Genomic DNA, 26,583 nt, shown 5'->3' with positions numbered 1-26,583 from the left:
AGTTATCCAGTTATCCAGTTATCCAGTTATCCAGTTATCCAGCTTTTTGCCGAATTTTTAATGCAAATACCGTGTTGCCGCCGACAGCGGGCAGCATTTCATGATAAGGCATGCTCCGCATAGCGCGCAGCAGAAAGGGCGCACTGTCATCAATTTTCACTGCGCTGGTAATATTCAGCAGGCTGCCTTGCTTGAATGGCATCAGGCGCATTGCCCCGCGGACAAGTTTTAAATCGCCGCCAGTTGCATGAAACTGATTTTGCAGGGCATTCGGGGAATCAAAGCGCATTTTGAAATCGAAAGGAATGCTGATCACGCCTAAGCCGACTGAAATGCGGTAATCGGCATCCAGCTGCCTCTGATTGATCTGTTTGATTTTGAATGATTTGATCTGATTGGGAAACAATTGCTGAAAAGCGGGAGGCGCCAGCCATCGTTGTAGCTGTTCCGGCTGCTGCGCATAGTATTGATAACTGGTGCTGAAGCGCATGATTTCAGTATTATTGGCATACTGGATTTTTTGCGCAGGCAAAATAAAACTGACCGGTTCCTGTGATTTTTGACTGATTTGCGCAACCCGCAGCAGCAGCTCTTCGGACAGTTTTACTGCGGGCAGCGCGGTCATTGCGGGTTCTGCGGCGCTGCTTTTAAAACGGCGCTGCAGGGCTTCCAGTAAAAAGCCGCTGGTGCCGGCTGGAATGCCGAGTTTAGCTTCCGGTACGGCATTTAAAATTTTACTGAATAAAAAGCCTTTGGGCTTATTCAGGTCACCCCATTGCGTGACTGTAATCAGGGTTTGATTGGGGCTGAGTTCAAACCATTCCAGCTTGCCTGAGCCGTAAGGAACAGGGGCATCTAAGACCAGGCTGCTGATGCTGCTGCCTTCAATCTGATGTTGCATGGTGATACTTTCACGGAAATTCAGCACAGGAATTGGCGTAGGGATATGAATGGAATATTGAACGGTGGACACACCTCCCTGCTGTTCCAGCACTTTTGCCTGCTTTAAGGTGGGAAAGAGCCCAGCATAATTGGCATAATTCTGCAGCAGGCGCGCGACATTTTTGCTGCTGGCGGGAACCACCACCGCTGCGCTGTAATATTTGCCAGAGATCCGCTGGCCATATTTCATGGTCGGCAGGCTGATGCTCTGTGCTGGGTGCGCAAAAATGGCAATACTGCTGCCTGTAAATGCCGCCAATTGCTGCGGGCTGTTTTGAAACGGGCTCAGGCTGCTGGGAATTTGCGGCGTCCACTGCACAAAACTGGCTTCGGCCTGAATAGCTGTGCTGCAGCAGGCCAAGATCAGGATAGGGGAAATCGCGGTTTTTATTTTAGGGCGCATATCACATCCTGTTTATGCATTTATTATGGGCAGCATTTTTAGCCTATTTTGACAGCAATGAACAGCCTGAATGGGTTGAACGGCAGCGGAAAAAGAATAAGGAAAATGCGCATTTTGGTGTAAGATTTAGCTCAATTTCTATCATTGATGTGCTTATACGCGTATGTCGGACACTCAACCTGCTTTATCGCTGCGTTATTTTTTAAATTTGGAAGAGTCGCAGGATGGCTTTGCTTTAGCGACTTTCGGCAAAAAACAATTGACCCGCTTTGTCACGCCAGTGATCAGCCTGGGCATTATCGCGTGGGGGTTTTATTTAGGGTTTGATGGCGCGGGTCGCTATTATGTTGGGCTGGGCGCTTTTTTTCTGATTATGCAGATTTTGATGCGCTACTGGTTCTTGCCGATGATGTTTAAGCGCCAGTTTGTCAAATATCAATTCGGCAAAAGCGAGCAGGGCATTGACTTGTATCAGGATCATGCTGAACTGCATGCCAATGGCCGCAAAAACACTTTCAATTATGCCGATGTTGCCAATTTTGCATCAGGCAAATTGACTTATATGCTGGAAATGAAAAACCGCACCGTGGTGATTGTGCCAAAGCGCGCGTTTGCGAATCCGGCGGACCAAACTGTGTTTGAAAATACATTTAAGAAATAGCGTTTAACAGGCAATTCTGCGAAAGCCGATTGCAATAAAACAGGAAGGGAAGATTATGACGACACGTCCATCTAAGATTGTATGCGTGGGCCGCAGCTATGCAGACCATGCCAGAGAACTGGGCAATGCGGTCCCGGATCGTCCTGTTTTGTTTATGAAGCCGCCCAGCGCGCTGACATCATTGGCCGATGGCATTGCGTGGAACAGTGCGCTGGGCAGCTGCCATTATGAATGCGAATTAAGCCTGCGCATTGACTGTCCCCTGAAAGGTGAAACGGATCCAGTCAAAGCGCTGGATGCCATCGGCGCGGTCACACTAGGTCTGGATTTAACCTTGCGCGATCAGCAGGATGAGCTCAAGAAAAAAGGCCAGCCGTGGGAACGCTGCAAAGCCTATGACGGTTCATGCATTTTGTCCGGCTGGGTTGCAGTGGATGATGTGGTGAGCGATTGGAATGATGTGCACTATACGCTGCATGTGAATGATGAACTGCGCCAAAAAGGCGACACGTCGCATTTGATTTTTGATATCGGTTCATTGCTGGCAGACATCAGCCAAGTTTTCAGCTTGGAAGCCGGCGATGTGGTGATGACGGGCACGCCCGCAGGCGTGGCGGCTTTACAGTCAGGCGAGCAGCTGAAAATGACGTTAAAAGGTAAAACACAGGATTACGTGTGGACGACTTTTGTGAAGTGAATTCGGATCAGGATGCATAAAAAAGAGACCGCCGCAAGGCGGTTTTTTTATTGAAATGGCCTAAAAAATGGACCGTGCATCGATGCAGCATCTGCACCCGCCTGATGCACAATGCTCAGTTGAATTGAGGCTGTTGACGAGACGGGCTGCCGCCAGATCCTCTGCCAGACATGTTTGAATAGGCTTAAAGCTGAATTTGCATCCTATTTGTTCAGGGTTTGAATGGATGATCGGGTGATAAAGCCATCAAACTGCCTGCGCGGCTGCAGTCAATGGCGATGCTCAGGCATGCTGAGGATCACGGCTGATTCAGCTTTCTAAACTGGTCTGGGGTCAGGTTCATCCAGCGCTTAAACATATTGATAAAGGCTGAGGCATTGGCGTAACCTAAGTCCAGCGCAATGCTTTCCACTTTTTTGCCTGCCGTCAGCATGCTCATGGCTTTAATTACTTTCAGGCGCTGCCGCCATTCATTTAAAGACATGCCCAATTCTTTCAGGCAGCAGCGCGCAAGAGTGCGCTCAGTCATATTGGCTTGCTGCGCCAGCACCTGCAGCGGGCTGCTGTCGTCGGGATGCTGATGTAAAAAGTCCAAAATCTGCATCAGCGCTGGGTGACTGGAATGCGGCAAATAGCTGCTGACCAATTTCGCCTGCTGCAGCTGATCCAGCATCACCTGCAAAAGGCGCTGATATTCAGGCGAATCTTCCGGCAGAGAGCGCTGCCTTAAATGCTCAAAAATTGCCGAGACCAAGCTGGAACTGAGCAAAATGCCGGCCTGCTGCGGCATGCGGCTGCACAGGCGCTCGTGCACATATAAGGTTCCATGTGAAACCGCCGTGCGGTTCAGCCCGCTGTGCTGCAAATTAGGCGGCAGCCAAATGCCGTAAGGCGGCGGGGTTATATAATCGACCTGATCAATATGGACTTCCATTACGCCATTAAAGGCATAGATGAATTCTCCCCATGCGTGCCCATGTGCAGGGTAGGCTGAAAGCGCAGGATCGTCGCGGAAACTGATCCACAAGGTGCGGGCGATATCATCATTGGTCGGCAGCTGCTTTAAAGCGGCCGGGTCACGCTTGAGGTTTTGCGGCATATCGGTTTGCCTGAATAAAAAGATTTTTTGTCTGATTTGAATTATATCTTTTATTTAAGACAGTTTTATAGTGTGCGCTTGATGAGCGGCTGAGTAAGCATTGTGGAACAGCGTAAAGCGCTGGATGTTCAGGCATCTGGCTTAATGATTGTATTGTGCATGATTTGGGGCATACAGCAGGTGGTGCTGAAACTGGCGGGGCCTGACATTTCACCCATCATGCAAATTGCGATCCGTTCAGGGCTGTCTGCTTTGCTGGTTTTTCCCTTAATCCGGCTGCAGCAAGGCGTACACCTCTGCAGCAAGGCATACCTGCTGCCCGGCATTTGGCTTGCGCTGCTGTTTTCCGCAGAATTTCTGCTGGTGGCGGAAGCGCTGCGCTACACCACCGCGTCACATACTGTAGTGCTGCTGTACACTGCGCCAATTTTTGTCGCGCTGGGCCTGCACTGGAAATTGCCTGTTGAAAAGCTGAATGCGGTGCAATGGCTGGGGATTTTTATGGCCTTTGGCGGCATTGCGCTGTCTTTCATTGGGCGTGATCAGCATGCTGGACAGCAGATTCCGCAAGCTTTATGGGGGGATTTTCTCGCCTTGCTGGCGGGAGTGATGTGGGCATTGACTACCATTTCACTGCGCTTGACCAAACTGGCAGATGCCCGCCGACACAGACCTTATTTTATCAGCTGGTGGGCGGATTTTTGTTTTTAATGCCGGTCGCTGTGCTGACCGGGCAAGCCGCGGTTCACTGGAGCGCCATCGCGCTGGGCAGCATGGCTTTTCATGTATTGCTGATGTCTTTCTTCAGCCTGATGCTGTGGTTTTGGCTGCTGCGTAAATATTTAGCCAATGGCTTAGGCGTATTTTCATTTTTAACGCCAATTTTCGGCATGATCTTTGGCGTAATCTTTCTGAATGAGCAGATTGAGCCGAACTTTATTTTTGGGACTGCTTTTGTGATGGCAGGTGTCATGATTGTCAGCCTGCATGCATGGATCAGACGCGCTTTGCGTCTGGCGGAATCTGCATAATATTCGGTCAGCAGACTAAGGAATATTCAGCCTTCGCTGATCAAAGCCGACGCCGTGTTGCTTCAATTTTCAGGTTTGGCCGTGCCGGGAAAATGGCTCGGCGGCCATGATTCATACAGCTCAGGGTTTGAATATCAAAATGACATCCAAGGCCATGCATTGATGGCCTTTTAGAGAGATGAATTCAGTGAAGGGCTATTTCTCTTCAAAAATTGTCGACAATGGAATGGCCAGTTTCGCGGCTAAATAATCATCGGATTCAATTAAGGACGGGCCAATGCGTTCCAGCCATTTGTCATCAAAGGCATGATTGACATCTTCCCGGCGCGGCAGCGGATAAGGCAGCTGCACATAGAAGCTCCAAAAATCAACCTGAGACAAATTGCGCAGCAGCACATAGTTATTGTCATCGGTGCGTTTAATCAGATTCTGCTTTTCCAGCATTTGCACATAAGACGGCCAGCGTCCAATCTCTTCACGCCCTAAAACATCCAGCGCTTCAGCTTCAGTCACGGTTTGGCCATTTTGCTGTTTTTGATAAAACAGTTCCAATACGTCCAGCAGCATAATGACGGCATGGCGCTTGCGGCGGCGGTGAGTGTCTGCGTTAAATGCAGTCAGCGCAAAGCTGATTTCAACGCCGATTAAGACAATATTCCATGACAGAAAAATCCACAGTAAGAAAATGGGCACAGCGGCAAAAGCGCCGTAAATAATTTCATAGCTGGTGAAATTGGACATGACAAAGCTGAATAAATGCTTCAGCAGTTCAAACACAGTTGCGCTGAATACGCCGGCAAAGAACGCCGCTTTAATCGGCACATTGCGGTTGGGAATGGTCCAATTCAGAATAAAAAAGCCCAAAACCGTGAGTGAAAATGAAATGCACCATAAAATAAAGGCGCCATCCAGTTCATAGCCGGCAAAGTTATTGCTCAGCACATTGATGGACGCGACTGTTGATGAAATGACAAAAGCGCTGCCCAGCAGAATGGGCCCCAATGAAATAATGGTCCAATAGCGCATAAAGCCCAATATGCCGCCGCGGGTTTCCCGCACGCGCCAAATCCGGTTAAATACGGTTTCAATACTGGTCAGCATCATGACGGTGGTAACGAACAGAAACAGCACGCCAATCACTGTTAAATTGCTGGACTTATCCGTGAATGCGTTCAGGGCTTTGTCAAATGCAATGGTGGTCTTAGGCAGAAAGTTGCTGTAAATCAGCTGCTGCAATTGCTGGCGCGCGGGTTCCAGCGCTTTAATGGATGAAATAATCACCAAAAAAACCGTCAGCATCGGCACAACAGCGAACAGTGTCGTGTAGGTCAGGGAGCCTGCTTGTTCCCGGCAGCGGTCAGCTTCAAAGCGTCTTATTACAAATAAAACAAACTGAAACCATTTCTTGTCATAAAAGGGAAGTCTTTTTAAATATGCTTCGATCATGCGCTAAAGTCTCAATTTTTTTAATCATATTTCTCAATTTTCACTGCCCAGCTTAACCAAAAAAACGGAAAAATACCGTATAGTTTTCATTTTTAATGTCATTTATCTAAAATTATGCAGCCTTACATTCTTGTGCTTTATTACAGTAAATATGGATCGACCAAAGAAATGGCGCATTTGATTGCCGATGGCGCAGAGTCCGCGGGCATGCAAGTCAAAATCAGAACGGTGCCGAATATTGCGGCCGTTGTGACTGAAGCGGCGCCAAGCATTCCTGATGAAGGTGATATTTATTGCACCTTGGAGGATTTAGCAAATTGTTCTGGTCTGGCGCTGGGCTCTCCGACCCGTTTTGGCAATATGGCTTCCGAAATGAAATATTTTCTCGATCAGACCACCAGCCTATGGCTGAATGGTGCGCTGCATGGCAAGCCAGCCTGTGTCTTTACCGCCTCAGGCTCAATGCATGGGGGACAGGAAAGCACGCTGCTGACCATGCTGCCGCCGCTGTTTCATCACGGCATGATGATTATGGGCTTAAGCAATGCAGTGCCGGCGCTGTCCAATACGAAAAGCGGCGGTACGCCGTATGGCGCCAGCCATGTCAGTGGCCCGCGCCATGATCTGTCTTTGAGTCAGGATGAAAAAATTTTGTGCGCATCGCAAGGCCAGCGCTTGGGTGAGCTGGTGAAAAAGCTGAACCCTTGATCGGCAAGGTGAATGCGGAATTTAAATTTGGCAGAGAATAGGCCGTGAAATAGCATAATTTTGCACTTTTCTGCTTTTTCTCTGTATTTTTGGAGGTGGCTTTCGCAGCCTTTTTGAGCGTTTAATCCATCGGATGACTCAATGCAAGGCCTAAAAGATGCGGCCGCTTTTAATAAACAGACGCAGGCGCTTGAACCTAAAAAGAGCGCAATTTGCGCTCTTTTACTTGATTGAAATCTATTTTTCAGCAGCATGCTTTTCATTGAAGCGGTGTTTGCACTTGGTGCATTGATAGTCCAAAAATACATTTTGATCTACAATCACTCCGGCTTTTTTGCCGAAGCGGTGTCCTAAAAAGCCGCCAGTAATGCCGACGCCAATCGCGCCGACAAAAGTGCCGACTGTGCCGCCCATAATCACTCCCAGCGGGCCTGCAGCCGCGCCGATCATCGCGCCGATAGATGCGCCGGACGCTGCGCCGCCTACTGTGCCGGCAGCTGTGCCTGCGCCGCTGAGCAGCACGCCGCCGATTTTTTGCAGGTTTTGTTCGTGATTGCGTTTTTCGACATCGGACGAGCCGCATTTCGGGCAGCTGATGGTATGCGGAATAATTGAAGAATCTGTAGTCATAGACTGTATGCCTGTCCTTAGGAAAAATCGCATAAAGCTGTTCAAGATTAAGCTTTATTGCCGATGATGTCAGTACCTTAACGTTTTTTACTTTAAACAGAAGTGCTTAAAGATGACATTTTTGTAATGATTGTTAAGGTAAAGTTTAAAAATAAGATTTTTTAATATCATTAACCACCTTGGGGTTGGTTGATAATATATTTGCTGATTTCTACAATGGATTTTATATAATAGGTATAGTAAGAAATATTTTTCTTCCTATGATTTCGTTTTAAATGTTCAAATGGTTCAATAAATCCCTTATCTTTTAATACATTGGTTTCATATTTATTGCGAGCAGAATTACTTTCATGGGCTATGTAATCACGTATGGTTTTCATTTCATTTATAATTGTTGTATAGTTTGAATCCTTATTGATAATAGAAAATGGATCATCAATAAAAAAGCATTCAGAGGTTTTTTTAATGATATCGTATTGATTTACAAATGATGTATTTGGTTTTTTTATTACTTTATATAGATGCTCTAGATCTAGAAATTCTAATTTTCGTTCAGGGCAATAACCATATATACTTTTTTCTCCAATAGAATACATCTCAAAGCAATCTGATAAGAACTTTTCAAATTTAATAAATATTTTGAAAAAAGCTAATTCATATAGAGTGTTATCAATTTGGGTTGGGGAGGCAAATATAGTCTCCCATTTTTCAATTTCGGCTAAAACAAAAGAATTATTCATTTTATTTAAGAAATTCACAGAGTATGCTTACACGTTTTAATCTTTCATCTTTACTTGTTGTTCGAGATCTATGATGCTTTTCAAACTCGACAATTGTTAGGTTATCCATATCTTTATCATTTTCATAATTTAGAATTTCAGACTCTAATAAAGATATTTTTGAAGCTAATGAATTGATATTATTATGAATTTTATCTTTTGAAAATTTATCATTTCTATAAATAGCATCCCCTAAATATCCATAAAGTTGATGGTTCAATGCTGCAAATAAAGTATAAAAATAAGTTTTTCTATAAAATATTTTACCTGTAAATAATGGGTGGTAAAATAAAGCATCAATTACATTGTAAATATTATTTACAATAATTTCAGTTTGATCTAATTCTAAAAAGTCTTTATCAAATTTTTTATAATAGCTATCTGTCTTTTTAGCGCTGTCAGTCACAATCCCATCAATAGCATTGATAACTAATGAGTTCATAAAATCTACATCGGCCATTCGGCTAAAATCTTTATCTTTAAAGATTTTTTTATCAATAAAAATCTCTTTAAATAATGCTGTTTTTTGTAGTATAAAAACTTTAAATTCACCCCAATATTGAGCATTTCTTAGTTCTTGCTTATTGAGAGCCATATTGTTTGTGTTTAATCTAGCAAACATTTCATAGATTCGTGCATCATCTTTTAATTTTATAATTTCAAAACTAATGTTGTAATTGAGGATATCTTCTTTAATTTCATCAGAAAGGTCGAAATATTTTTTCCCTCCATATTCTTTACTCTGTGATTTCTGAATAGAAAATAAATTATCTACAAATTCAATAATAGCTGTTATACGCTGTTGGCCATCAATAACTTCTCGGATGGTCTGGCGAGTAGATATATCGATTTGCTGACGAATAAAAATTTGTGGGATAGGATATCCTCGAATGATGCTATCAATTAAATAAGATTTTGCATTTAGATTCCAAACTTTATTTCTTTGGTACTTCGGTGAGATTAGCAATTCACCATTTTCTTTCCATTTTAAAATATCGTTAATGGAAAAAGATTTTGTATCTTTTATATCACTCATTATAATAAGTTCTATCGGTTTGAATAATGTTCTGTATTATACAAATTTAATAAGATAAAAAAAGCGCCTCAAGGGCGCTTTTTTTGGAACTGGATATTAGTCACGGACAAATTCAACAGTGCCATTCGCAAGTGATTTAACACGGGCTAAAGATTCAACACGGTAGCCTTTGTCCAGCAGAACCTGACGGCCAGGCTGGAAAGATTTTTCAATCACAATGCCAATGCCCATTACTTCGGCTTCAGCTTGGTGAATTAAGTCTGCTAAGCCAAGCGCAGCTTGACCATTGGCCAAAAAGTCATCAATCACTAAAACTTTATCGGCAGCATTAATATGCTTTTTAGAAATGGCAATAGTGCTTTCCACTTGTTTCGTGAAAGAGAACACTTTTGAGCGGTACAAATCATCTTTTAACGTTAAAGACTGGTATTTTCGGGCAAAAATAACCGGAACGCCAAGTTCTAAACCAGCCATAACCGCAGGGGCAATACCTGAAGCTTCAATGGTAATAATTTTCGTGATGCCCGCATCTTTGAATAGGCGCGCAAATTCTTGACCAATTTGCTGCATCATGACGGGGTCAATTTGGTGGTTTAAGAAAGAATCGACTTTCAGAACTTCTTCAGATAGAACGATACCTTCAGCTAAGATTTTCTGTTCTAGTGCGTACACGGGAGAATCCTCAAGGGCAGGTGCTTTTTAAAGCAAAGGCGTATTTTAAAAAGCACCGAAAAAAATGCAAGCAAAATTGATCAAATCAATTAATTTGATGCACCTTTATAGCCCGTTAACAGCAATCCATAAGAAGTGCTGCCGTCAAGGTGTGACATTTTCACGGGCGCATAGTCCAATTTAGGCGCTAGCCAGAACACTGTTTCGCGGCCAGGCTTGTCATGCTTCATTACCACTTTAACGGTATCAAAAGTTCCGTAGCTGGTTTTGACTTTTTCCGCACCCTGCTTCACAAATTTGCGCGCTTCAACTTCTTTGGCATCGGCAATCCAGTAGCTGGATTTTAAACTGCCATTTTTTAAGTCTTCGCGAATCTGCAGCTCGGCATTCAATTCATCCAAAACACCGGCGCGCCAAGCAAATGAACGCGCTTTGTCATCTTTTTTGGTATTGATGGTTTTTGCGCTAGGGTTGAAATTAATGCTCATGGTGTTGTTATGCACCAAAATTTTGCTGGTGCGCTTAAAGCTGTTTGAAGTAATGCTGCCGCCGCTGAAGCTGAAGCTGCTGCTTTCAGTGGCTGAGGCAATGCCGCCGGCTTTGGCGACAAAAACATAAGACCAGTTATTGCCGGATTTGCTTAATGTGCGGGTTGCTGAACCTAAATTTTTACCATTGTAGTTAAACTGATAACTGGCTTGGAATGGACTCATGGCAAACGCTTGGCTTGCGAATCCAGTAAACAGCAATGCAGTGCTTACCCCTGCGGCAAAACCCAATGATTTAACAGTTAGCTTAGCCATAAGTATATTGTTCCTATGAATTTAAATTATTGTGAATCAATAAAAAACCGGTATTTCACATTCGCTGTCAGTATGCGCGCAGATTGTGAAGATGAAAGTTATAAAGCTGCATCAAATGTATATTTACTGCTGCTTTTTATATTCACTGCTGAATCGGCTGCGCGGTCCCTGTTTATTTATCTTTCTGCTTGATTGGCGTGACGTGCGTTTCTTCTAAAGGGCTGTCATCCCATGTATCCATTTTTTCCTGCGCCATTTTACTGAACAGCGCGGCCAAATTCACATTGCCAATGATCACCAGTTCCGCTTCACGCAAAAGCGCATGGTTGACATGCACTTTGCTTAAGGTATCAATGATGGAGCGCTTTTTGCCCAGCCAGCGGTTCAAGTCCAAATGCAGCAAGTCGTCTTTGACTTTAATGACGTTCAGCTTTTCTAAAATCATGCCTAAAGGGTCGTCATTCAGCACCTTTTGATAAAAGAACAGTGCGAGCTTGACCCCCCATTTGTAAAGAATATTCGGATATTTGGCATCAATCACCTGCGTATCGCCAATTTGTTCAAAGACAATGAGCTGCGTGTCTTTATTCAGCTCCATCTGCACCAGCTTTAAGTCAACCGACAGGGTGATGTTCAGGCCGTTGTAATTCAGGGTGGCATACAGGCGCAGCCAGTCATCGTGCAGGTCTGCGTGCAGGTCTTGCAGCATTTTCACATTGTCGGTCACAAAACGCTGAAAGGTGGCATTCAGAAAAACCTGAGACATCGGAAATTCGCGTTCATCTTCAATAAACCCTTCCGCCTTTTGATACACTTGGCGTATGCGTCGCGAAATATTGGAAATGAGCGTTTGCATAAATAGCGTCCCGGCGAATGAGCTTTTTAAAAATTTTGATGTATCTTGTCGAATTATGTAAAAAATACAAGGTTCCGAGCTTGCAGTTTAGCAAAATTAATTGCACCATTTTTATGATTTTAAATATGCTCAGTCCATTTATTGATGGATTTGTCAGTTTCACTTGAAAAGTGAAAACGATGTTTTATTTTATACTCATTTCGAGTGTTTGGGGAATTCGGCAAATTGTCGTAATAATGTGATGCTGAAAAAAATGACCTTTAAGCCTTTAATTCAAGACTGGTGGAAAGACCCGATTTTTACCGGTGCATTAGGCTTGGCTGCGGTTTTGCATTTAACTGTCTTAACGCTGCAATTTGCCATGCCGCAAGAAAGTGATGTGACGACCAAAGAAATTGCGGTTTCCTTGCGTCCCAGTGAAAGCAAGGTGGATGATGCAGACTTTTTAGCGCAGGCCGATCAGCAGGGTTCGGGCAAGTTCCGTGAAGCGCACCGTATGGCGACAGATATGCCTGCGCCTATGGTGGATCAGGCTGCCGGGGAACAGCGGCAGGAAACGCTGGAAAAAATGCAGCAGAAGCGCGAGCTGAATTTTGAAGAAAAGGTGCTAATGACGACCCTGAGCTGGCAGAAGCAGGCTGAGGAGAATAAGCGCAAAAAAGCGGTTGATGAAATGCAGAGCCAATTTCAGGCGAAAGCTGCCATGATTGCCAGCATTGAAGCGCAATACCTGCAGCGCCAGCAGAATTTCAGCCGCCTGCAGAAAATCAAAACCATTGACGGCATTCAGGCCAAGCAGGACAACACTGCAGCTTATATGGAAAAATTCCGTCAAAAAGTCGAATTCTACGGCAACCGCTACTACCCAGATGCAGCCAAGCAGCAGCGCTTAGCTGGCGAAGTGCGGCTGATGGTGATTCTTAACAGTAGCGGCGGTATCCGCGCAATCCGCTTAATTGACAGTTCAGGGCATGCCATGCTGGATGAGGCGGCGAAAACATCCGTCCGCAAAGCTGCGCCTTTTGGCGGTTTTGATGCCAAAATGAAAGACGTTTCAGAACTGCGCATTGTGCGCACTTGGCGTTTTGATCCAGCCGAAGCCGAGTTTGAAGTGCATTAAGGAAAGCATGATGCAGCCATTCTGCGCTGGCTGCTGTGACTATTCGACACGGTTCTCCCGCTGGGCTAACACATAGCGCCCTTGCTGGCGGCCATCCATCCAAACCGCTTCAAGGTTTTTTTCGGAGATGCTCAGCTGAGTGGGGAAAATTTGTAAATGCGGACGATATTTTGGCGCGGCTTTCAGGCCAATGCAGTTGCCATTTTTCCACCATGTGCCTTCGGCATACTGATCTAAAGCGCCTACAGCCAAATACCATTTAAATTTGCCATTTGGCTCCAGCAGCAGTTCAGAACCGACCTCCATCACGCCTTCTAAATAATAATGCCCAGCCCAAGCTTGATCTGCTTGCTTGAAAGATGTCTCCGGACATGGTTTTGGCGTTTCTGCATGCAGCGGTATAGAAAAACAGCATGCTGTTAAGAGCAGGGGAGTAAGCATGTATTTCAGGCTGCTTTTTTGCTTCAATATTTTTGCTGATAAAAACCGATTCATAAGGAATTGCTCCAAGCGCACAGCTGTTCTAAGTATTTTTAACATAAATCCGGCCAGCTGTAAGAGCATTCCCGTTGAGACGCTGCTGAAATTGCAAATGCATGTGTGCATAACGTAAGAGCGTTCGCTAAATTGCAATTGATCTGCGGTGATTTTATGATGAGATATCAGTCAGTTTGTGTGGATTATTTTGAGCTAGGACTGCTGTATCGGCGCTGCACTTCACAGACTTCTACACTGAAATGCGCGTACCATTGCGCTTTGCCCAGCTGCTGCGCCGCAATGTGTTCTGCATCGGCATGCCAAGCCTGAATGTCCGATAAACTATTCCAATAGGACAGGGCAATTTCTTGGCCTTCTTCACAGAGCGCTTCAAAGTGCTGGCAATCAAACTCTTTCAGCGCTTTTTCACGCATTTTTTGTGCTGTTTGCGTATAGTGTTCATCAAAATGTTTAATTCTGGCTTTGAAAATGACCACGTATTTCATTGTGAACCTGCAGTTATAATTATTGCGCGATGAGCAAGATGATGTGTAAGCATCCTGCAGGTATAAAAAAGCGGGCCTAAGCCCGCTTTTTTTTATTTTTTAATCTTCTTTGACCGTATAGGGATTCTCAAAGCCGAGTTTCTTGAGGATCTGAATTTCCAAGGCTTCCATTTCTTCAGCATCTTCATCAGACGTTTCATGGTCATAGCCCATTAAATGCAATGCGCCATGCACCAGCATGTGGGTGAAATGCTCAATCGGCGTTTTCTGCTGCTCAGCCGCTTCCTGCAATACCACAGGGATGCAGATGACTAGATCTCCAATAGGAAACACATCTAAAATTTCGGCCATCTCGTCTGGAAGATCACTTGGAAAAGACAGCACATTGGTCGGTTTGTCTTTTTTGCGGTATTCCAAATTCAATTTATGGCTTTCTTCATGGCCTACGCAGGCAATGCCGATTTCGCAGTCGCTTTGCGTGCCGATATAGCGTAAGGCAGTTTCCACTGTCTTTTTGATATAGGCACGTTTCAGCACCAGCTCAGGCGCTTGAAAGTCCTGCTGCAGGGTGAGGCTCAGTTTCAAAATGAATCCTTAATTCTGTTCATTTTGTGCATCGGCTTTGGCATCATTGTCGGCAATTAATGCGTCCTGAAGCGCTTTGCGTTCTGCACGGGCTGCAGCGCTGAGGCGCTGCTGTTCGCTGTCCCATCCCTCATAGGCTTCAACAATTTTCTGCACCAATTGATGACGCACCACATCTCGGGAATGGAAACGGGTAATATGAATTTCTTTGATTTTCTCAATCACACGCAAGGCATGTGATAAACCGGACTGCTGGCCGCGCGGCAAATCGACCTGGGTAATGTCCCCGGTAATCACGGCGCGTGAGCCGAAGCCGAGCCGGGTCAGGAACATTTTCATCTGTTCCGGCGTGGTGTTCTGCGCTTCGTCCAAAATCACAAAAGAATGATTTAAGGTGCGGCCGCGCATATAGGCGAGGGGCGCAACTTCAATCACTTGACGTTCAATCAGTTTGGCGACTTTTTCAAAACCGAGCATTTCATATAAAGCGTCATACAGCGGACGCAAATACGGATCAATTTTCTGGCTTAAATCGCCGGGCAGGAAACCGAGTTTTTCACCCGCTTCAACCGCAGGGCGAACCAGCAGAATGCGCTGAATTTCGTTGCGTTCCAGCATATCGACAGCTGCAGCCACAGCAAGATAGGTTTTGCCTGTCCCTGCCGGCCCAATCCCGAAGGAAATGTCACTCTGCAAAATGCGCTGCACATAGCGTTTTTGGTTGGCGCCGCGCGGGTTAATGCGCCCTTTGCGGGTCTGCAGGTAAACATCTTCCAGCCCGGTATGTTCCTGGCCTTCAAAATCTTCCTGCAGTTCGCGGTCCGTTTGACTGCCTTGAATCATCAGATGCAAGGTGTCCGCGCTGATTTGATTGGTGGTTTCCGATTCTTCATGCAGACGGTGTAAAAGTCCTTCCGCTCTCTCTACCGCATCAATTTCGCCATCCACAAAAAAGGCATCGCCGCGATGGGAAATTTTGACATCTAAACGTTGTTCGATTTGCTTCAAATGACCGTTATAAGCACCGAGCATGCTTTGCAAACGGTCAAGTGAAACACCAGGAAAAGTTACTGTACGCCGAATCGCTGCAGTCAAGAGAATTCCTTAAGTTGTCTTGAGTTCAATCCTTACATTACGCCACGTCAGGTTCAAGATTCAATAGCTCGCCGTAAACTAAATTCAAAGTTTTTATTTCAGTGATTTCAACTTCTGCAAAGCGTCCAACCCAAGAGGCGTCGCCAATGAAAGTCACATAGCGGGTATTGTCTGCAGTGCCGACCAGCAGGTTCGGGTCTTTATCTGAAACCTTTTCAACCAGCACGCGCTGAATGCTGCCCAGCATGGCATCTGTTTTATCAATGCTTGAGCGCTTAATCCATTTTTGCACTTTGGCCAAGCGTTCTTTTTTCACATCTTCAGGCGTGGTGTCTTCAAGTTCTGACGCAGGCGTGCCTGGGCGTTTTGAATAGATAAAGCTATAAGAGTGGTCAAAGTCCATATCTTTGATGAATTGATAGGTTTCTTCAAAGTTTTCATCCGTTTCCCCCGGGAAGCCGATGATGAAGTCTGAAGACAAGTGCATATCTGGGCGCACTTGGCGCAGCTTGGCAATTTTCTCAATATAAACATCAATGGTGTGGTTGCGCTTCATGGCCTGCAGCACATCATTTGAACCGCTTTGCACTGGCAGGTGCAGATGTGAAACCATTTGCGGCAGGTCACGGTAGCATTGAATCAGATCATCATTAAATTCAAGCGGGTGAGATGTCGTGTAGCGCAAGCGGCCAATGCCAGGAATTTCTGCAACCAAACGCAGCAAGTCTGCAAATGTGCAGATTTCGCCGTCAAAAGTTTCACCGCGGTAGCCATTGACGTTCTGGCCCAGCAGTGAAATTTCACGCACGCCTTTTTCGGCTAAGGTCGCAATCTCTGCTAAAACGTCATCCAGCGGACGAGAGACTTCTTCGCCGCGGGTGTAAGGCACCACACAGAATGAGCAGTATTTTGAACAGCCTTCCATAATGGAAACAAACGCTTTATAGCCTTCGACGCGCGGTTCAGGCAAAAAGTCGAATTTTTCAATGTCCGGGAATGAAATATCCACCAGTTTGATTTTTTCTTTCTTGGGCTTTTCGATTTGATCAAAATGCTGATCCAGCATTTGCGGTAGGCGGTGCAAGGTTTGCGGGCCAAAAATCATGTCGACATAGTTGGCGCGCTTTTGAATGTTGTCGCCTTCCTGTGATGCCACACAGCCGCCCACGCCAATGATCAGATCCGGATTTTTGTCTTTCAGCTTGCGCCAGCGGCCTAACTCAGAAAAGACTTTTTCTTGGGCTTTTTCGCGAATTGAGCAGGTATTCATCAGCAGAATATCGGCTTCTTTCGGATCATTGGTCAGCACATAACCGTGCGAGTCGCCCAGTAAGTCTGCCATACGGTGACTGTCATACTCATTCATCTGACACCCTTGCGTTTCGATATACAGCTTTTTAACTGATCCATCGATGGCGGGGGTGTGCTGTGGCTGGGTAACAGTGTTTTCTGAGGCAGCTTTGGCACCATTCGGAATGAAGGTTTGAACCGTCATGTAGGCTCCTAAAGGAAAAACGGCAAATATTAACGGCTGGCCGCTGGTGTGCAGATGCGCAAAAAGGCATCAGCAGCAGGGCTGGCGTAAATTAATATCTATAATTTATGAAAGGCGCGTATTTTAACAGTAATTCGATATAAACTTATAGCCCCAAATATCAAGCATTAAAGATTGATTTGTGAAGTAAAAATGTTTGAAGATTAATATTGTTTAATCATAAGGTTACATAACACAACAATACAGCTGGTTTAGAGTTATTAAACTAACGGAATAATGATTAGCACACTGCAATTACGGCTAAAAGTGAATCAAAGAAGGCGCGTGGATGTTAAATAAAGTCTGGAAACTCAATAAATACTATCAATTGCTTGCTTTAGGCGCAGTTTCGGCCTGCATCTCCTTTACAGCGCAAGCAGCGGATGAGCAATTTAATGAGGCGCTGCGCGCAGCCAATTCAGGCGATACCGCCCTGCTGCAGCAATACCAGTATTCAATGCAGAACGACGCTTTAGGATATTACCCAGAATATTGGATATTGAATACAAATTTGGCCTCACAGCCTGCTTCTCAAATAGCCAGTTTTGCGCAGCGCTATCCGCAATCAGCCATGGCTGAAAAACTGGCAGCCGATTATGTCGAAGAAAAAGTCAAAATGGCGGATTTTTCATCTGCGCAGCCGATTTTACCGTACGTGACCAATCCAGATCAGGCTGAGACCTGCGCTGTGGCGCAAGTCCGCGCCCGTTCAGGTGATCCGCTGGTGTTTGCTGAATTTAAAGATGTCTGGCTCACCACCAATTCACAGCCTGAATCCTGTACAGGGCTGGGACGCATGATGCTGTCCAGCCCGCTGATGACGGAACAGGACCGGCAGCAGCGCCTGTGGGGGCAATTGCGCGCCGGACAGCCTGGACAGGCGATCGCAACGGCGCAAAGCATTAATATGAATTTGTCGCTGGCGCAGCTGAACAGCATTCAGTCAGATCCGATCAATTATCTATGGTCTGCACCTAAAAATACCAAAGAAGATCAGGCTTATTTGATTTATGCCCTAGGCCGTTTGGCCGACAGTGATTTAAGCGCGGCCATGGCATCCGCCAAGCGGGCCGCAGATGGCGTGCCTGCGGATGTGCAGCGGGCATTGTACCGTACAGTCGGCTATATCGGCGGCACCACAGTGATGAAGAATAATTTCAGCCGGGATGTGCTGAACTATTTGGATGCCAGCTACGGCTTGCCATTCAGTCCAGAGGAAGCGGAAATTTATGCGCGCCAGGCCATCCGCTTCAGCGCATGGGAAAGCTTAATCCGCGCCATCAACAGCATGAGCGTGACACAGCGGCAGGAAGACCGATGGCAGTATTGGCTGGCGCGGGCTTCAGAACAGCGCGGCGATGCTTCTTCAAAACGCACTGCGCAGGAAATTTACAAGCGTTTGGCGCAGGGCGATGATTATCATAACTTGCTGGCAAAAGATCATGTCGGCCAAAGCTACAGCAGCGTGCCAAGCAACGTCCAGCCCAGCAATGCCGATGCGCGGCGTTTGAGTCAAGACATTCACTTCCGCCGTGCATTTGCGCTTCGCAATGTCAATGCGCCGGATAATTATATTAACCGTGAATGGAATTGGGCGGTACGCCAGGCTTATTTGAAGAAAGATGACGGCCTGCTTTTAGCTGCGGCGAAACGCGCAACTGATATGGGCTGGTATGACCGGGCGATTTACGCTGCTGACCGGACCGTAAATCAGCATAACTACAGCCTGCGCTATGCAATGCCGCACCAGTCCTATGTGGTGAGCCACAGCCGCAATGCCGGGATTGATCCGGCATGGGCTTATGGGCTGATGCGCCAGGAAAGCCGTTTTGTTTCCAATGCGCGGTCTCATGTGGGTGCCGGCGGCCTGATGCAAATTATGCCGGATACGGCAAAATTGGTGGCAAGGCAAATGGGTGAAACCTACAATCCGGCAGCCCTCACGGATATGAACACCAATATCCGCTATGGCACGTTCTATTTGTCAATGATTCAAAGCCAGCTGAGCAGTAGCCCTGTCTTGGCGACAGCAGGCTATAACGCGGGTCCAAACCGTGCGCGCCGCTGGCAGCCGGAGGAACAAGGCATTGCTGCAGACCAGTATGCAGAAACCATTCCTTTAACCGAAACGCGTGATTATGTAAAACATGTGATGACCAATGCAACGCATTATGGGGTGCTGCTGGGGCAGGGCGCGCAGTCCATTGGCAAGCGCATGCAGATTATACCGATGCGCGGTGCGCAATAAACAGAAATGCCTGAAAGCTGAATGGATCGATTATTGGGGGAAAGCTGAATGCGGTTGATGAACGGCAGTACTAAAGCACGATGGCTGGCTCCGCTTATGGCGGCGGGCAGTTATTTTGCTGCACCTGCTGTTTTTGCGGCCCCGGCCGTGCAGGGCTATATGATGAATGTGCAGCTGGTGCCGGCGGTATGTTCATTAGATCCGCAGCGCAATAAAAAACGCAAATGCCTTGAAGGCTATTCTCTGAATATCACGGGTTTATTTCCGGAAACCCGTTCAAAGGACTGTGCTGCCGGCAGCGCAGTGAAACTGTCGCCCATTCAGGCCAAAGTGGTTGCACGGGTAATGCCGGATGAAAATGCGCGCAATGCGCTTTGGCATGAAATTGGCGGCTGTGTGCCGATGAATGCCAGTCAGTATTTCCGCACCATCATTAATTATGCAGAGAAGCTGAAAATTCCTGAAGAGCTGACCAGTCAGGAAACCCGTCAAATGCAGTCGGCCGCATTGCGTAGCAAAATGGTCCAGCTGAATAGCGGCCTGTCGGTTAATAGCGTGCAGTTCAGCTGCCAGCCGTCCTATGCCGGCAGCATTTTGACTGATATTAAAATCTGCTACAAAAGCAATGGCGCCTATAAGCCATGCACAGGCATTGTCTCGAGCAACTGCCCATCTTCATTCATTATTAAAGGCTCTTTCTGAACGTTTAAAGAGATTTAATTTATATTTCCTATCATACTTTTGTTGAAAAGCATTCTCTTTTACATGCAACTGCCAAAGGATTGGAGTACAATCTTCGGCGTTTATGATTATTAGATTAAATGGACTAACTATTTAATCGCATTGAATATCCTCAATTGGAGATAATTAGATGAAGCAAGCAGTTCGTGTTGCCGTTACTGGCGCCGCAGGTCAAATTGGTTACAGCCTATTATTCCGTATCGCAAGCGGTGAAATGCTAGGTAAAGATCAACCAGTTATTTTGCAATTGCTCGAAGTTCCTTTTGAGAAAGCTCAAGCTGCGCTTAAAGGCGTAATGATGGAACTTGACGACTGCGCATTCCCATTGTTGGAAGGCATGATCGGCACTGATGATCCTAAAGTTGCATTCAAAGATGCTGACTATGCGTTATTGGTTGGTTCACGTCCACGCGGTCCTGGCATGGAACGCGCTGACTTGCTTAAAGTGAATGGCGAAATCTTCATTGGTCAAGGCCAAGCGCTGAACGAAGTGGCTAGCCGTGATGTTAAAGTGCTTGTTGTCGGCAACCCAGCAAATACGAACGCTTACATCGCAATGAAATCTGCTCCAGATCTTCCAGCGAAAAACTTCACCGCTATGCTTCGTCTAGACCACAACCGTGCGTTGACTCAGCTTGCTCAAAAAGCGGGTGTTGCAGTTTCTGACATCGAAACTATGACCGTTTGGGGCAACCACTCTCCAACAATGTATGCTGACTACCGTTTCGCGACTGTAAACGGCGAAAGCTTAAAAGACAAAATCAACGATGCAGCTTGGAACAAAGATGTGTTCCTTCCTACAGTTGGTAAACGCGGCGCGGCGATCATTGAAGCGCGCGGTTTGTCTTCAGCTGCGTCTGCTGCGAATGCTGCAATCGACCATATGCGCGATTGGGCTCTTGGCACAAACGGCAAATGGGTAACTATGGGTATCCCTTCTGACGGTTCTTACGGTATTCCTGAAGGCGTGATGTTCGGTTTCCCTGTAACTACTGAAAACGGTGAATACAAAATCGTTCAAGGTCTTGAAATCGATGAATTCAGCCGTGAGCGTATCAACTTCACTCTAAACGAGTTGGAAGAAGAACGTGCAGCAGTTGCTGACATGATCAAATAATTTAATCTTTCTAGATTAAGTTTAAAAAAGCACTCCATTCGGGGTGCTTTTTTTATGCCTGATAGGTGCGGCTGAGAACTGGTTGAGGATAAAAAATAAACAAAAAATAACATGCTTTACAGCCTTGGCAATTGCAACAGCTGCGGCTTCAAGCTAAGTTTAAGGAGAAACATTCAGGCTTGGAGAGAATCGTATGTTTGATCAGCAGCCGACGTTAGAACTTTTTTTTGATCAGCTGGGGTTGGATTCAAGTCCTGAAGCCATCGACCAGTTTATCGAAACCCATCAGCTGACGATGGATATTCCGCTGCACAAAGCTGAATTTTGGAGCAAGTCGCAGCAGGACTTTATCCTCAGTCATTGGAAAAAAGATGATGACTGGGCCATGGTGGTGGATATTTTAAATGAGCAATTGCACACGGAAAACAAGCTTTCGGGGTCGTGCAATTTATAATCACAAATTGAAACAACAAACCTGGCAAAAAGCGCTAGGTTTTTTTATAAATATCATATAAGTTAATTTAATAATAAATGACAGATTTGTTGATAAGGAGGGCGAGATGCTCAATCACAATACACCATCCTTAGCTTTATTGTTTTCTCAATTGGGGTTGGCCAGCAGTCCTGCAGCGATTGAACTGTATGTCAGAACGCATCAGCTTTCCGCGCAGGAAAATCTGCATGATGCGCCGTTTTGGAATAAAGCGCAGCGTGATTTTTTAATCAGCCATTTGGTGCAGGATGATGACTGGGCCATTTGGATTGACGAGCTGAACCAGCAGCTGCATATGGATGCCTATAAACTGCAGACTGCTTAAGTTTATAAAGGTTGACCGCAAGTTCGGAACTTGTTTTAAGCGAAACATAAGCCAAAAAAAATGCCTCATCAGAGGCATTTTTTTTTGAGCAGCGGCATGCAGGCTTTCATTTGAATATCAGCGGGGATATTTCCGCAGCGCGGCTTAGTGCAGTTTGCTCTGAAGCATTTGGCTGAACCATACATCCTGATGAAAAGCTTTGAAAGCAGGGTGCTGGCGGAGCAGTTCTAAATCAAAAGCCTGCGTTGCGCTGTATTTTTTAAGCCAATGGCGGGTTAAGGAGGGTTCCTTTTTTGAAGCGGCAGCATAAGCCAGAAAAAAGTAAATATCGCCGAAATCATCATGCGTGATCGGCTTTAAAATCTGCTGGGTAATAATGGCAAAACGCTCTTCGCGGGTGATTTCAAAATACAGCATATAGGCTTTAGCCAAATGCAGAGATAGGTCGACGTATAAGCGCAGCGGCATTTCCTCAAACTCCAGCCGGCCTTGCTCTAATAATACGACCGCTTCTTGCAGAAAATGAATCTGCTCTTGGCGCAATTGGCTGAGCGTCACCAGCTGCAGGCGCAGATCTGCGCGTTCCAGGGCGAGTTCAGGGGTATTGCCTTGCAAAAACAGCTGATCGGTCTCACCAATGCGCTGGATGATGGGTTTAATATGGTCAGACATGGGAGGCTTCCTCTTTTTGCAATGAGTGTTATATGAGGATGAATCCTTCAATTAAAAGCTTACCAAATCGAATTGCCGCTGCGCAGCCATGCGGTAATCGATAAGCGCTGATGTTTCGCTTGCAGCACTTCATGCAGCAAGTCGCTTTGGAAAATCGCAATGCGGTTGGTTTTGGGCGCAATGATGTGCCATTGATCATTTTTGTCCTGCAGGCGAAGTTCGCCGCCCCAGCCTTCCTGCCACTCTTCATGCAGATAATAGACGGTTGAAATAATCCTGCCATTTTTCCCTTGCGGATTATCGCGGTGCAGAGCGTAAAACTCCCCCGCGTTGTAGCAGGCAAAATGCGCTTCAGCTTCTTGAATGCCCAAAAAAAACGCCTGATTCATGCAATTTGAAAGGGCGTTTAAATGCTGAATGTGCTGCTGAGCAGTATTCAGCTCCTCATTAATCCATAAAATATGGTCACTGCGGATATTGCTGACCACGCCATTCTGAATGGCAGCATCGCGGAATTGGTTCAAGTGCGAAGTGCATTCATCAGCCAATGCATGCACATATTCTGCAGCATAGGCATGATCAATGATTGCAAATCCATGCTGATCCAAATCATTTAAGATGTGATCAACATTCCAGGACTTTGGGAGCTGAACAGCGTCCATAGGCAAAACCGTAAAAGATCAGAAAAAAGGTCAGCTATTCTAGAGCAAGATAAGCATCGGAATGAAACTATTTTTCATGCTAAAATAGCAGTTGAAATCAGGAATTATTGAAACATGAATTACCGTCACCACTTCCATGCAGGCAACTTTGCCGATGTCATGAAGCACGTATTGCTGCTTCAGCTATTGACTCGACTGAATGCAAAAGATAAACCATACCGCTATATTGATACACATGGCGGTGCGGGTAAATATGATTTATCTACAGCTGAAGCGCAAAAATCTGGTGAATTTTTAAACGGCATTCATCGTCTGGTAAAGCTTGATGATTCAATTAAGCGCAATGCGCCGGAAGGTGTGCAGCAATACTTGAAAATTGTTGAGAAAATGCGTGAAAACTTTGGTAAAGGTGCTTACCCGGGCTCGCCATGGTTTGCTTTGGAAGGCATGCGTGAAATAGATAAGGCGACCATTTTTGAAATGCAGCGGGATGTATTTCAGCAGCTGCGCCACAATATTTTCGATAAGCGCGCCGGTCTGCATGAACGGGATGCGTATGAAGGCTTATTGGGAGTGATTCCGCCGAAAGAGAAGCGCGGCCTGGTGATGATTGACCCGCCTTACGAATTGGAACGCAAAGATTTCCCGCAGTTGGTAGAATTGCTGGCAGCCGCTTACAAAAAATGGCCGACAGGCGTGTTTGCGGTATGGTACCCAATTAAAGACCGCGCGATGATTGAACGCTTTGAAAAGAAAATGTTCAAAACAGGCATCCGCCGTCAATTGATTTGTGAAGTGTGCGTGTGGCCGGATGATACGCCAGTCGGCCTAAATGGCTGCGGTTTGCTGGTTATTAACCCGCCTTGGAAATTTTCTGAAGATGCAGATGAAGCATTGCAATGGCTGTTCCCGCATCTTCGCATGAGTGAAAATGGCGGTCATGCTGCTGTTCGCTGGCTGGTTGGCGAATAACCAGCGATTAAAGATGTAAAGCAACAAAAGGTCACAGTTAGGATCTGAGAATGACAAATATAAATAAACCTGAGCGGGACATTTCTTCAAAGGAAGAAAGTGCTTTTGATGGCATCACTTTTGAAGTGGAAGAAGAGGAGCATACCCATGAAGGCCAGAAGGTCAAACGTCGCGGCATCTACCTGTGGCCAAACTTAATTACCACGGCAGCGCTGCTGTCGGGGTTTTATTCCATTATCGCCAGCATGAATGGCGAATATACCCAAGCCGTCTATGCCATTTTTATCGCAGCTCTGTTTGATGGCCTTGATGGGCGTGTTGCACGCGCAATCGGCGCTCAAAGCCCCTTTGGTGAGCAGTTTGACTCTTTGTCTGACCTGCTGGCTTTTGGCGTAGCGCCTGCAATCTTAATGTACAGCTGGAGCCTGCACGATTTAGGCCGCATTGGCTTGGCCGCCTGCTTTGTCTATACCGCATGCGCAGCGTTCCGTTTAGCGCGTTTTAATGTGCAGATCGGCGTGGTGGATAAGCGTTACTTTATCGGTGTGGCCAGCCCTTTGGCGGCAGTGATGATTATTTCACTGGTGCTGGTTGCCCGTGATTTCCCGGCGGTGTTTGATTTGCGGGAAACCGGCATTCAAATCACCAATGCTGTGATGATTATTGCTGTTGGCTTATTGATGATTTCCAACATTAAATACTATTCCTTCAAAACGGTAGACCGTAAGCGTGTGCCTTTTGCAGTCTTGCCAATCATGGTGTTTGTCTTGGCGGCGGTAACCTACAACATTCCTGTTGGCATTTTAGTGATTTCCCTGATTTATGCGCTATCAGGTTTTGTAACAACCTTCCTTGCGCGGAAAAATACGGTAGCATAATGATGTAAGGAGTTTGATATGCAGTTGTTTAAAGGTTTTTTAGATCAATCCAAACAGCTGAATCAGACTCCGGCAAAACTTCCGCGCCGATTGCCTCTGCATGCGCAAACATCCCAATACAAAACCGTTCTTTTGGGGCTGAAAATCCCCAATCTTCCTGCACCGCTGCATTATTTAAATTTTATCAGCGTCATTGGCCGGCCAAATGCCGATATTTTTTGCCAGGAAGACGTCAAAGCCAGTTTAAATCAAAATACCGCAACAGTAATGTCCAGCTGCAGCATGCATATGGCTGGGCAGTTCAGCGGCTATGCCATAGACCGTGACTGCAGTTTTCAGGCCAATGCATTTCATTTTTTAGACCGGGAAAGTTTCAGTGGCCATTTCCCTGAATTTAAATTGCAGCGGGCCGATAGTGAACTCAGCTTCAGCTTAAATATTAAAACAGCAGGCGCATTGTGCTATTTCAATAAGCTCAGGATGGGGCTGGCAGAGTATTGGTCACAATTGTGCGAGTGTTCGGGAGAGCTGAACTACAAGGGGCAGCATTTTTCAATTCAGCAATTGGGTTCATTAGAATTTGCCCGCGTGATGAACTTTTCTTTTATTCCAATCGCATTTTATACCGCGCAAATTGTCAACTTGAGCGCTCAGCGTCAGCTGATTGTGATGCAAACCCGGGATCGAATGAACCGCGTTTTACAATCACGCGCATATTTGAAAAACTTCAAAGACAATCATGTCTGGATGTGTGATGACGGCGTGCACTTCCATGTACATCGGCTTTACCCGGCGGTAATAACGCCAAACTATAAAAAAATGTATTTGCCGAGAGAGTTTGAGTGGAATATTCAGGGTGGGGGAGTCCATATTCATCTTCAGGCGCAAAGCCGCGGAGACTTTAAGTTTGGGCTTGGGGCTGGCTATGCGGGAAGTTTCAGCTACCAAGTGAAAATTGATGATCAGTTTGAGGAAGGGCAAAGCGGTTATTGTGAATATATAGACTGCAGGCCTTTAAACTGGCAAGAAAAGAATAAAACTGAAAAATTATTGGATGAATTGCGGGATTCAGTACCGATTTTCTTAAAAAAATAGGAAAACAACACAATTTTGAAGAATAAATAAACAGTTGAAGCATTTTTTTGAAATATTAAGAAAAAGGTATTGCATAGGGTAGGAAATGCTGTAGAATGCACATCCATCGGCGGTGATGAAGATTAAAACTTCTGATAAAACAGCAACTTAGCACGAAGTGTTGAAATTGGGTTTTAGAAAGAAAGTTTAAAATAATTTGAATTGCCAGTTGACTTTCTAGAGATAGAGAGTAATATAGCCGACCTAGCTTGCTGGTGACGAATCAGCAAGAAGATCATTAAGAGATTATGAAGAACAACT

General features: G+C 45.7%; 28 protein-coding genes and 1 pseudogene. 13 read left to right on the top strand and 16 right to left on the bottom strand.

Annotation, left to right across the window (positions count from 1 at the left end; all coding sequences use genetic code 11):
• Positions 1-34: 34 nt before the first annotated feature.
• Positions 35-1,345 carry a hypothetical protein gene (locus F941_RS14660; RefSeq protein WP_005012926.1) on the bottom strand — a complete coding sequence of 437 codons (1,311 nt, stop codon included), beginning with the start codon at positions 1,343-1,345 and terminating at the stop codon, positions 35-37.
• 163 nt (positions 1,346-1,508) lie between these two features.
• Between F941_RS14660 and F941_RS14655 the strand changes: the two genes are divergently transcribed.
• On the top strand, positions 1,509-2,006 hold the full coding sequence (locus tag F941_RS14655; RefSeq protein ID WP_005012925.1) for a YcxB family protein: 498 nt from the start codon (positions 1,509-1,511) through the stop codon (positions 2,004-2,006).
• 55 nt (positions 2,007-2,061) lie between these two features.
• Positions 2,062-2,703, top strand: a complete 642-nt coding sequence (locus F941_RS14650) for a fumarylacetoacetate hydrolase family protein (RefSeq protein WP_005012923.1) — start codon at positions 2,062-2,064, stop codon at positions 2,701-2,703.
• 298 nt (positions 2,704-3,001) lie between these two features.
• On the opposite strand, the gene F941_RS14645 is transcribed toward F941_RS14650, so the two are convergent.
• The gene (locus F941_RS14645; RefSeq protein WP_005012920.1) at positions 3,002-3,802 is read right to left on the bottom strand and encodes an AraC family transcriptional regulator; all 801 of its coding nucleotides are present in this window, start codon (positions 3,800-3,802) and stop codon (positions 3,002-3,004) included.
• Between the two features lie 102 nt (positions 3,803-3,904).
• On the opposite strand from F941_RS14645, the pseudogene F941_RS14640 reads away from it, so the two are divergent.
• A pseudogene (locus F941_RS14640) lies at positions 3,905-4,833 on the top strand (DMT family transporter).
• A 195-nt stretch (positions 4,834-5,028) separates the two neighbouring features.
• Here F941_RS14640 and F941_RS14635 read toward each other — a convergent pair.
• Positions 5,029-6,279 (bottom strand): YihY family inner membrane protein, encoded by a 1,251-nt coding sequence (locus tag F941_RS14635; protein ID WP_005012909.1) that lies wholly within the window; start codon positions 6,277-6,279, stop codon positions 5,029-5,031.
• A gap of 114 nt (positions 6,280-6,393) precedes the next feature.
• Here F941_RS14635 and wrbA point away from each other — a divergent pair, with 114 nt between their 5' ends.
• Positions 6,394-6,987: an NAD(P)H:quinone oxidoreductase gene (gene wrbA, locus F941_RS14630; protein WP_005012907.1), complete on the top strand. Its 594-nt coding sequence runs from the start codon at positions 6,394-6,396 to the stop codon at positions 6,985-6,987.
• A gap of 237 nt (positions 6,988-7,224) precedes the next feature.
• Here the strand turns inward: wrbA and F941_RS14625 are convergent, their stop codons facing one another.
• From F941_RS14625 to F941_RS14600, 6 genes are all read right to left on the bottom strand, one after another.
• Entirely contained in the window at positions 7,225-7,617 is a 393-nt protein-coding gene (locus F941_RS14625) for a hypothetical protein (RefSeq protein WP_005012906.1), read from the bottom strand.
• Positions 7,618-7,787: 170 nt separating this feature from the next.
• On the bottom strand, positions 7,788-8,375 hold the full coding sequence (locus F941_RS14620; protein WP_018572803.1) for a hypothetical protein: 588 nt from the start codon (positions 8,373-8,375) through the stop codon (positions 7,788-7,790).
• Complete coding sequence (locus tag F941_RS14615; RefSeq protein WP_005012902.1) at positions 8,359-9,432, bottom strand: DUF262 domain-containing protein; 1,074 nt, start codon at positions 9,430-9,432, stop codon at positions 8,359-8,361. Before F941_RS14615 ends, F941_RS14620 begins: the two co-directional genes overlap by 17 nt.
• Positions 9,433-9,528: 96 nt before the next feature.
• On the bottom strand, positions 9,529-10,104 hold the full coding sequence (locus F941_RS14610; protein WP_005012899.1) for a xanthine phosphoribosyltransferase: 576 nt from the start codon (positions 10,102-10,104) through the stop codon (positions 9,529-9,531).
• A gap of 89 nt (positions 10,105-10,193) precedes the next feature.
• The gene (locus tag F941_RS14605) at positions 10,194-10,907 is read right to left on the bottom strand and encodes a DUF3108 domain-containing protein (protein ID WP_005012897.1); all 714 of its coding nucleotides are present in this window, start codon (positions 10,905-10,907) and stop codon (positions 10,194-10,196) included.
• A gap of 172 nt (positions 10,908-11,079) precedes the next feature.
• Positions 11,080-11,763 carry a hypothetical protein gene (locus F941_RS14600; protein WP_005012895.1) on the bottom strand — a complete coding sequence of 228 codons (684 nt, stop codon included), beginning with the start codon at positions 11,761-11,763 and terminating at the stop codon, positions 11,080-11,082.
• Positions 11,764-12,004: 241 nt separating this feature from the next.
• On the opposite strand from F941_RS14600, the gene F941_RS14595 reads away from it, so the two are divergent.
• Positions 12,005-12,883 (top strand): energy transducer TonB, encoded by an 879-nt coding sequence (locus F941_RS14595; RefSeq protein WP_018572800.1) that lies wholly within the window; start codon positions 12,005-12,007, stop codon positions 12,881-12,883.
• A gap of 39 nt (positions 12,884-12,922) precedes the next feature.
• Here F941_RS14595 and F941_RS14590 read toward each other — a convergent pair whose 3' ends face one another.
• From F941_RS14590 to miaB, 5 genes are all read right to left on the bottom strand, one after another.
• Positions 12,923-13,333, bottom strand: a complete 411-nt coding sequence (locus F941_RS14590; protein ID WP_026253387.1) for a hypothetical protein — start codon at positions 13,331-13,333, stop codon at positions 12,923-12,925.
• Between the two features lie 230 nt (positions 13,334-13,563).
• Positions 13,564-13,866, bottom strand: coding sequence for an antibiotic biosynthesis monooxygenase family protein (locus tag F941_RS14585; RefSeq protein WP_005012889.1), 303 nt, complete (start codon positions 13,864-13,866; stop codon positions 13,564-13,566).
• A 99-nt stretch (positions 13,867-13,965) separates the two neighbouring features.
• Positions 13,966-14,451, bottom strand: coding sequence for an rRNA maturation RNase YbeY (gene ybeY / locus F941_RS14580; protein WP_005012886.1), 486 nt, complete (start codon positions 14,449-14,451; stop codon positions 13,966-13,968).
• 9 nt (positions 14,452-14,460) lie between these two features.
• Entirely contained in the window at positions 14,461-15,546 is a 1,086-nt protein-coding gene (locus tag F941_RS14575; RefSeq protein WP_005012884.1) for a PhoH family protein, read from the bottom strand.
• A 37-nt stretch (positions 15,547-15,583) separates the two neighbouring features.
• Positions 15,584-17,041, bottom strand: coding sequence for a tRNA (N6-isopentenyl adenosine(37)-C2)-methylthiotransferase MiaB (gene miaB / locus F941_RS14570; protein WP_005012881.1), 1,458 nt, complete (start codon positions 17,039-17,041; stop codon positions 15,584-15,586).
• Between the two features lie 328 nt (positions 17,042-17,369).
• On the opposite strand from miaB, the gene F941_RS14565 reads away from it, so the two are divergent.
• The 5 genes from F941_RS14565 (at position 17,370) to F941_RS14545 (ending at position 22,004) form a co-directional block, all read left to right on the top strand.
• Positions 17,370-19,328, top strand: a complete 1,959-nt coding sequence (locus tag F941_RS14565) for a lytic transglycosylase domain-containing protein (protein ID WP_005012877.1) — start codon at positions 17,370-17,372, stop codon at positions 19,326-19,328.
• Positions 19,329-19,376: 48 nt separating this feature from the next.
• Positions 19,377-20,030, top strand: coding sequence for a ribonuclease T2 family protein (locus tag F941_RS14560; protein ID WP_005012875.1), 654 nt, complete (start codon positions 19,377-19,379; stop codon positions 20,028-20,030).
• Positions 20,031-20,199: 169 nt separating this feature from the next.
• Positions 20,200-21,186 carry a malate dehydrogenase gene (locus F941_RS14555; protein ID WP_005012874.1) on the top strand — a complete coding sequence of 329 codons (987 nt, stop codon included), beginning with the start codon at positions 20,200-20,202 and terminating at the stop codon, positions 21,184-21,186.
• A 193-nt stretch (positions 21,187-21,379) separates the two neighbouring features.
• Positions 21,380-21,640, top strand: coding sequence for a DUF2789 family protein (locus tag F941_RS14550; protein ID WP_005012867.1), 261 nt, complete (start codon positions 21,380-21,382; stop codon positions 21,638-21,640).
• A gap of 106 nt (positions 21,641-21,746) precedes the next feature.
• A complete protein-coding gene (locus F941_RS14545) occupies positions 21,747-22,004 on the top strand; it encodes a DUF2789 family protein (protein ID WP_005012865.1) in 258 nt (85 codons plus the stop codon).
• 144 nt (positions 22,005-22,148) lie between these two features.
• Here the strand turns inward: F941_RS14545 and F941_RS14540 are convergent, their stop codons facing one another.
• Both F941_RS14540 and F941_RS14535 read right to left on the bottom strand, forming a co-directional pair.
• Positions 22,149-22,676, bottom strand: a complete 528-nt coding sequence (locus F941_RS14540; protein WP_005012864.1) for a hypothetical protein — start codon at positions 22,674-22,676, stop codon at positions 22,149-22,151.
• Positions 22,677-22,735: 59 nt separating this feature from the next.
• A complete protein-coding gene (locus F941_RS14535; protein WP_005012862.1) occupies positions 22,736-23,338 on the bottom strand; it encodes a 2OG-Fe(II) oxygenase in 603 nt (200 codons plus the stop codon).
• A gap of 114 nt (positions 23,339-23,452) precedes the next feature.
• Between F941_RS14535 and F941_RS14530 the strand changes: the two genes are divergently transcribed.
• From F941_RS14530 to F941_RS14520, 3 genes are read left to right on the top strand one after another with little or no spacing between them, the layout of a single operon-like run.
• Positions 23,453-24,310 carry a 23S rRNA (adenine(2030)-N(6))-methyltransferase RlmJ gene (locus F941_RS14530; RefSeq protein ID WP_005012859.1) on the top strand — a complete coding sequence of 286 codons (858 nt, stop codon included), beginning with the start codon at positions 23,453-23,455 and terminating at the stop codon, positions 24,308-24,310.
• A 50-nt stretch (positions 24,311-24,360) separates the two neighbouring features.
• Complete coding sequence (pssA, locus tag F941_RS14525) at positions 24,361-25,188, top strand: CDP-diacylglycerol--serine O-phosphatidyltransferase (protein ID WP_005012858.1); 828 nt, start codon at positions 24,361-24,363, stop codon at positions 25,186-25,188.
• Positions 25,189-25,206: 18 nt separating this feature from the next.
• Positions 25,207-26,283, top strand: coding sequence for a DUF6670 family protein (locus tag F941_RS14520; RefSeq protein ID WP_005012857.1), 1,077 nt, complete (start codon positions 25,207-25,209; stop codon positions 26,281-26,283).
• Positions 26,284-26,583: the final 300 nt, after the last annotated feature.

The organism is Acinetobacter bouvetii DSM 14964 = CIP 107468 (assembly GCF_000368865.1).
Classification (GTDB): Bacteria; Pseudomonadota; Gammaproteobacteria; order Pseudomonadales; family Moraxellaceae; genus Acinetobacter; species Acinetobacter bouvetii.
This window is presented reverse-complemented; position numbering and strand designations above follow the sequence as displayed.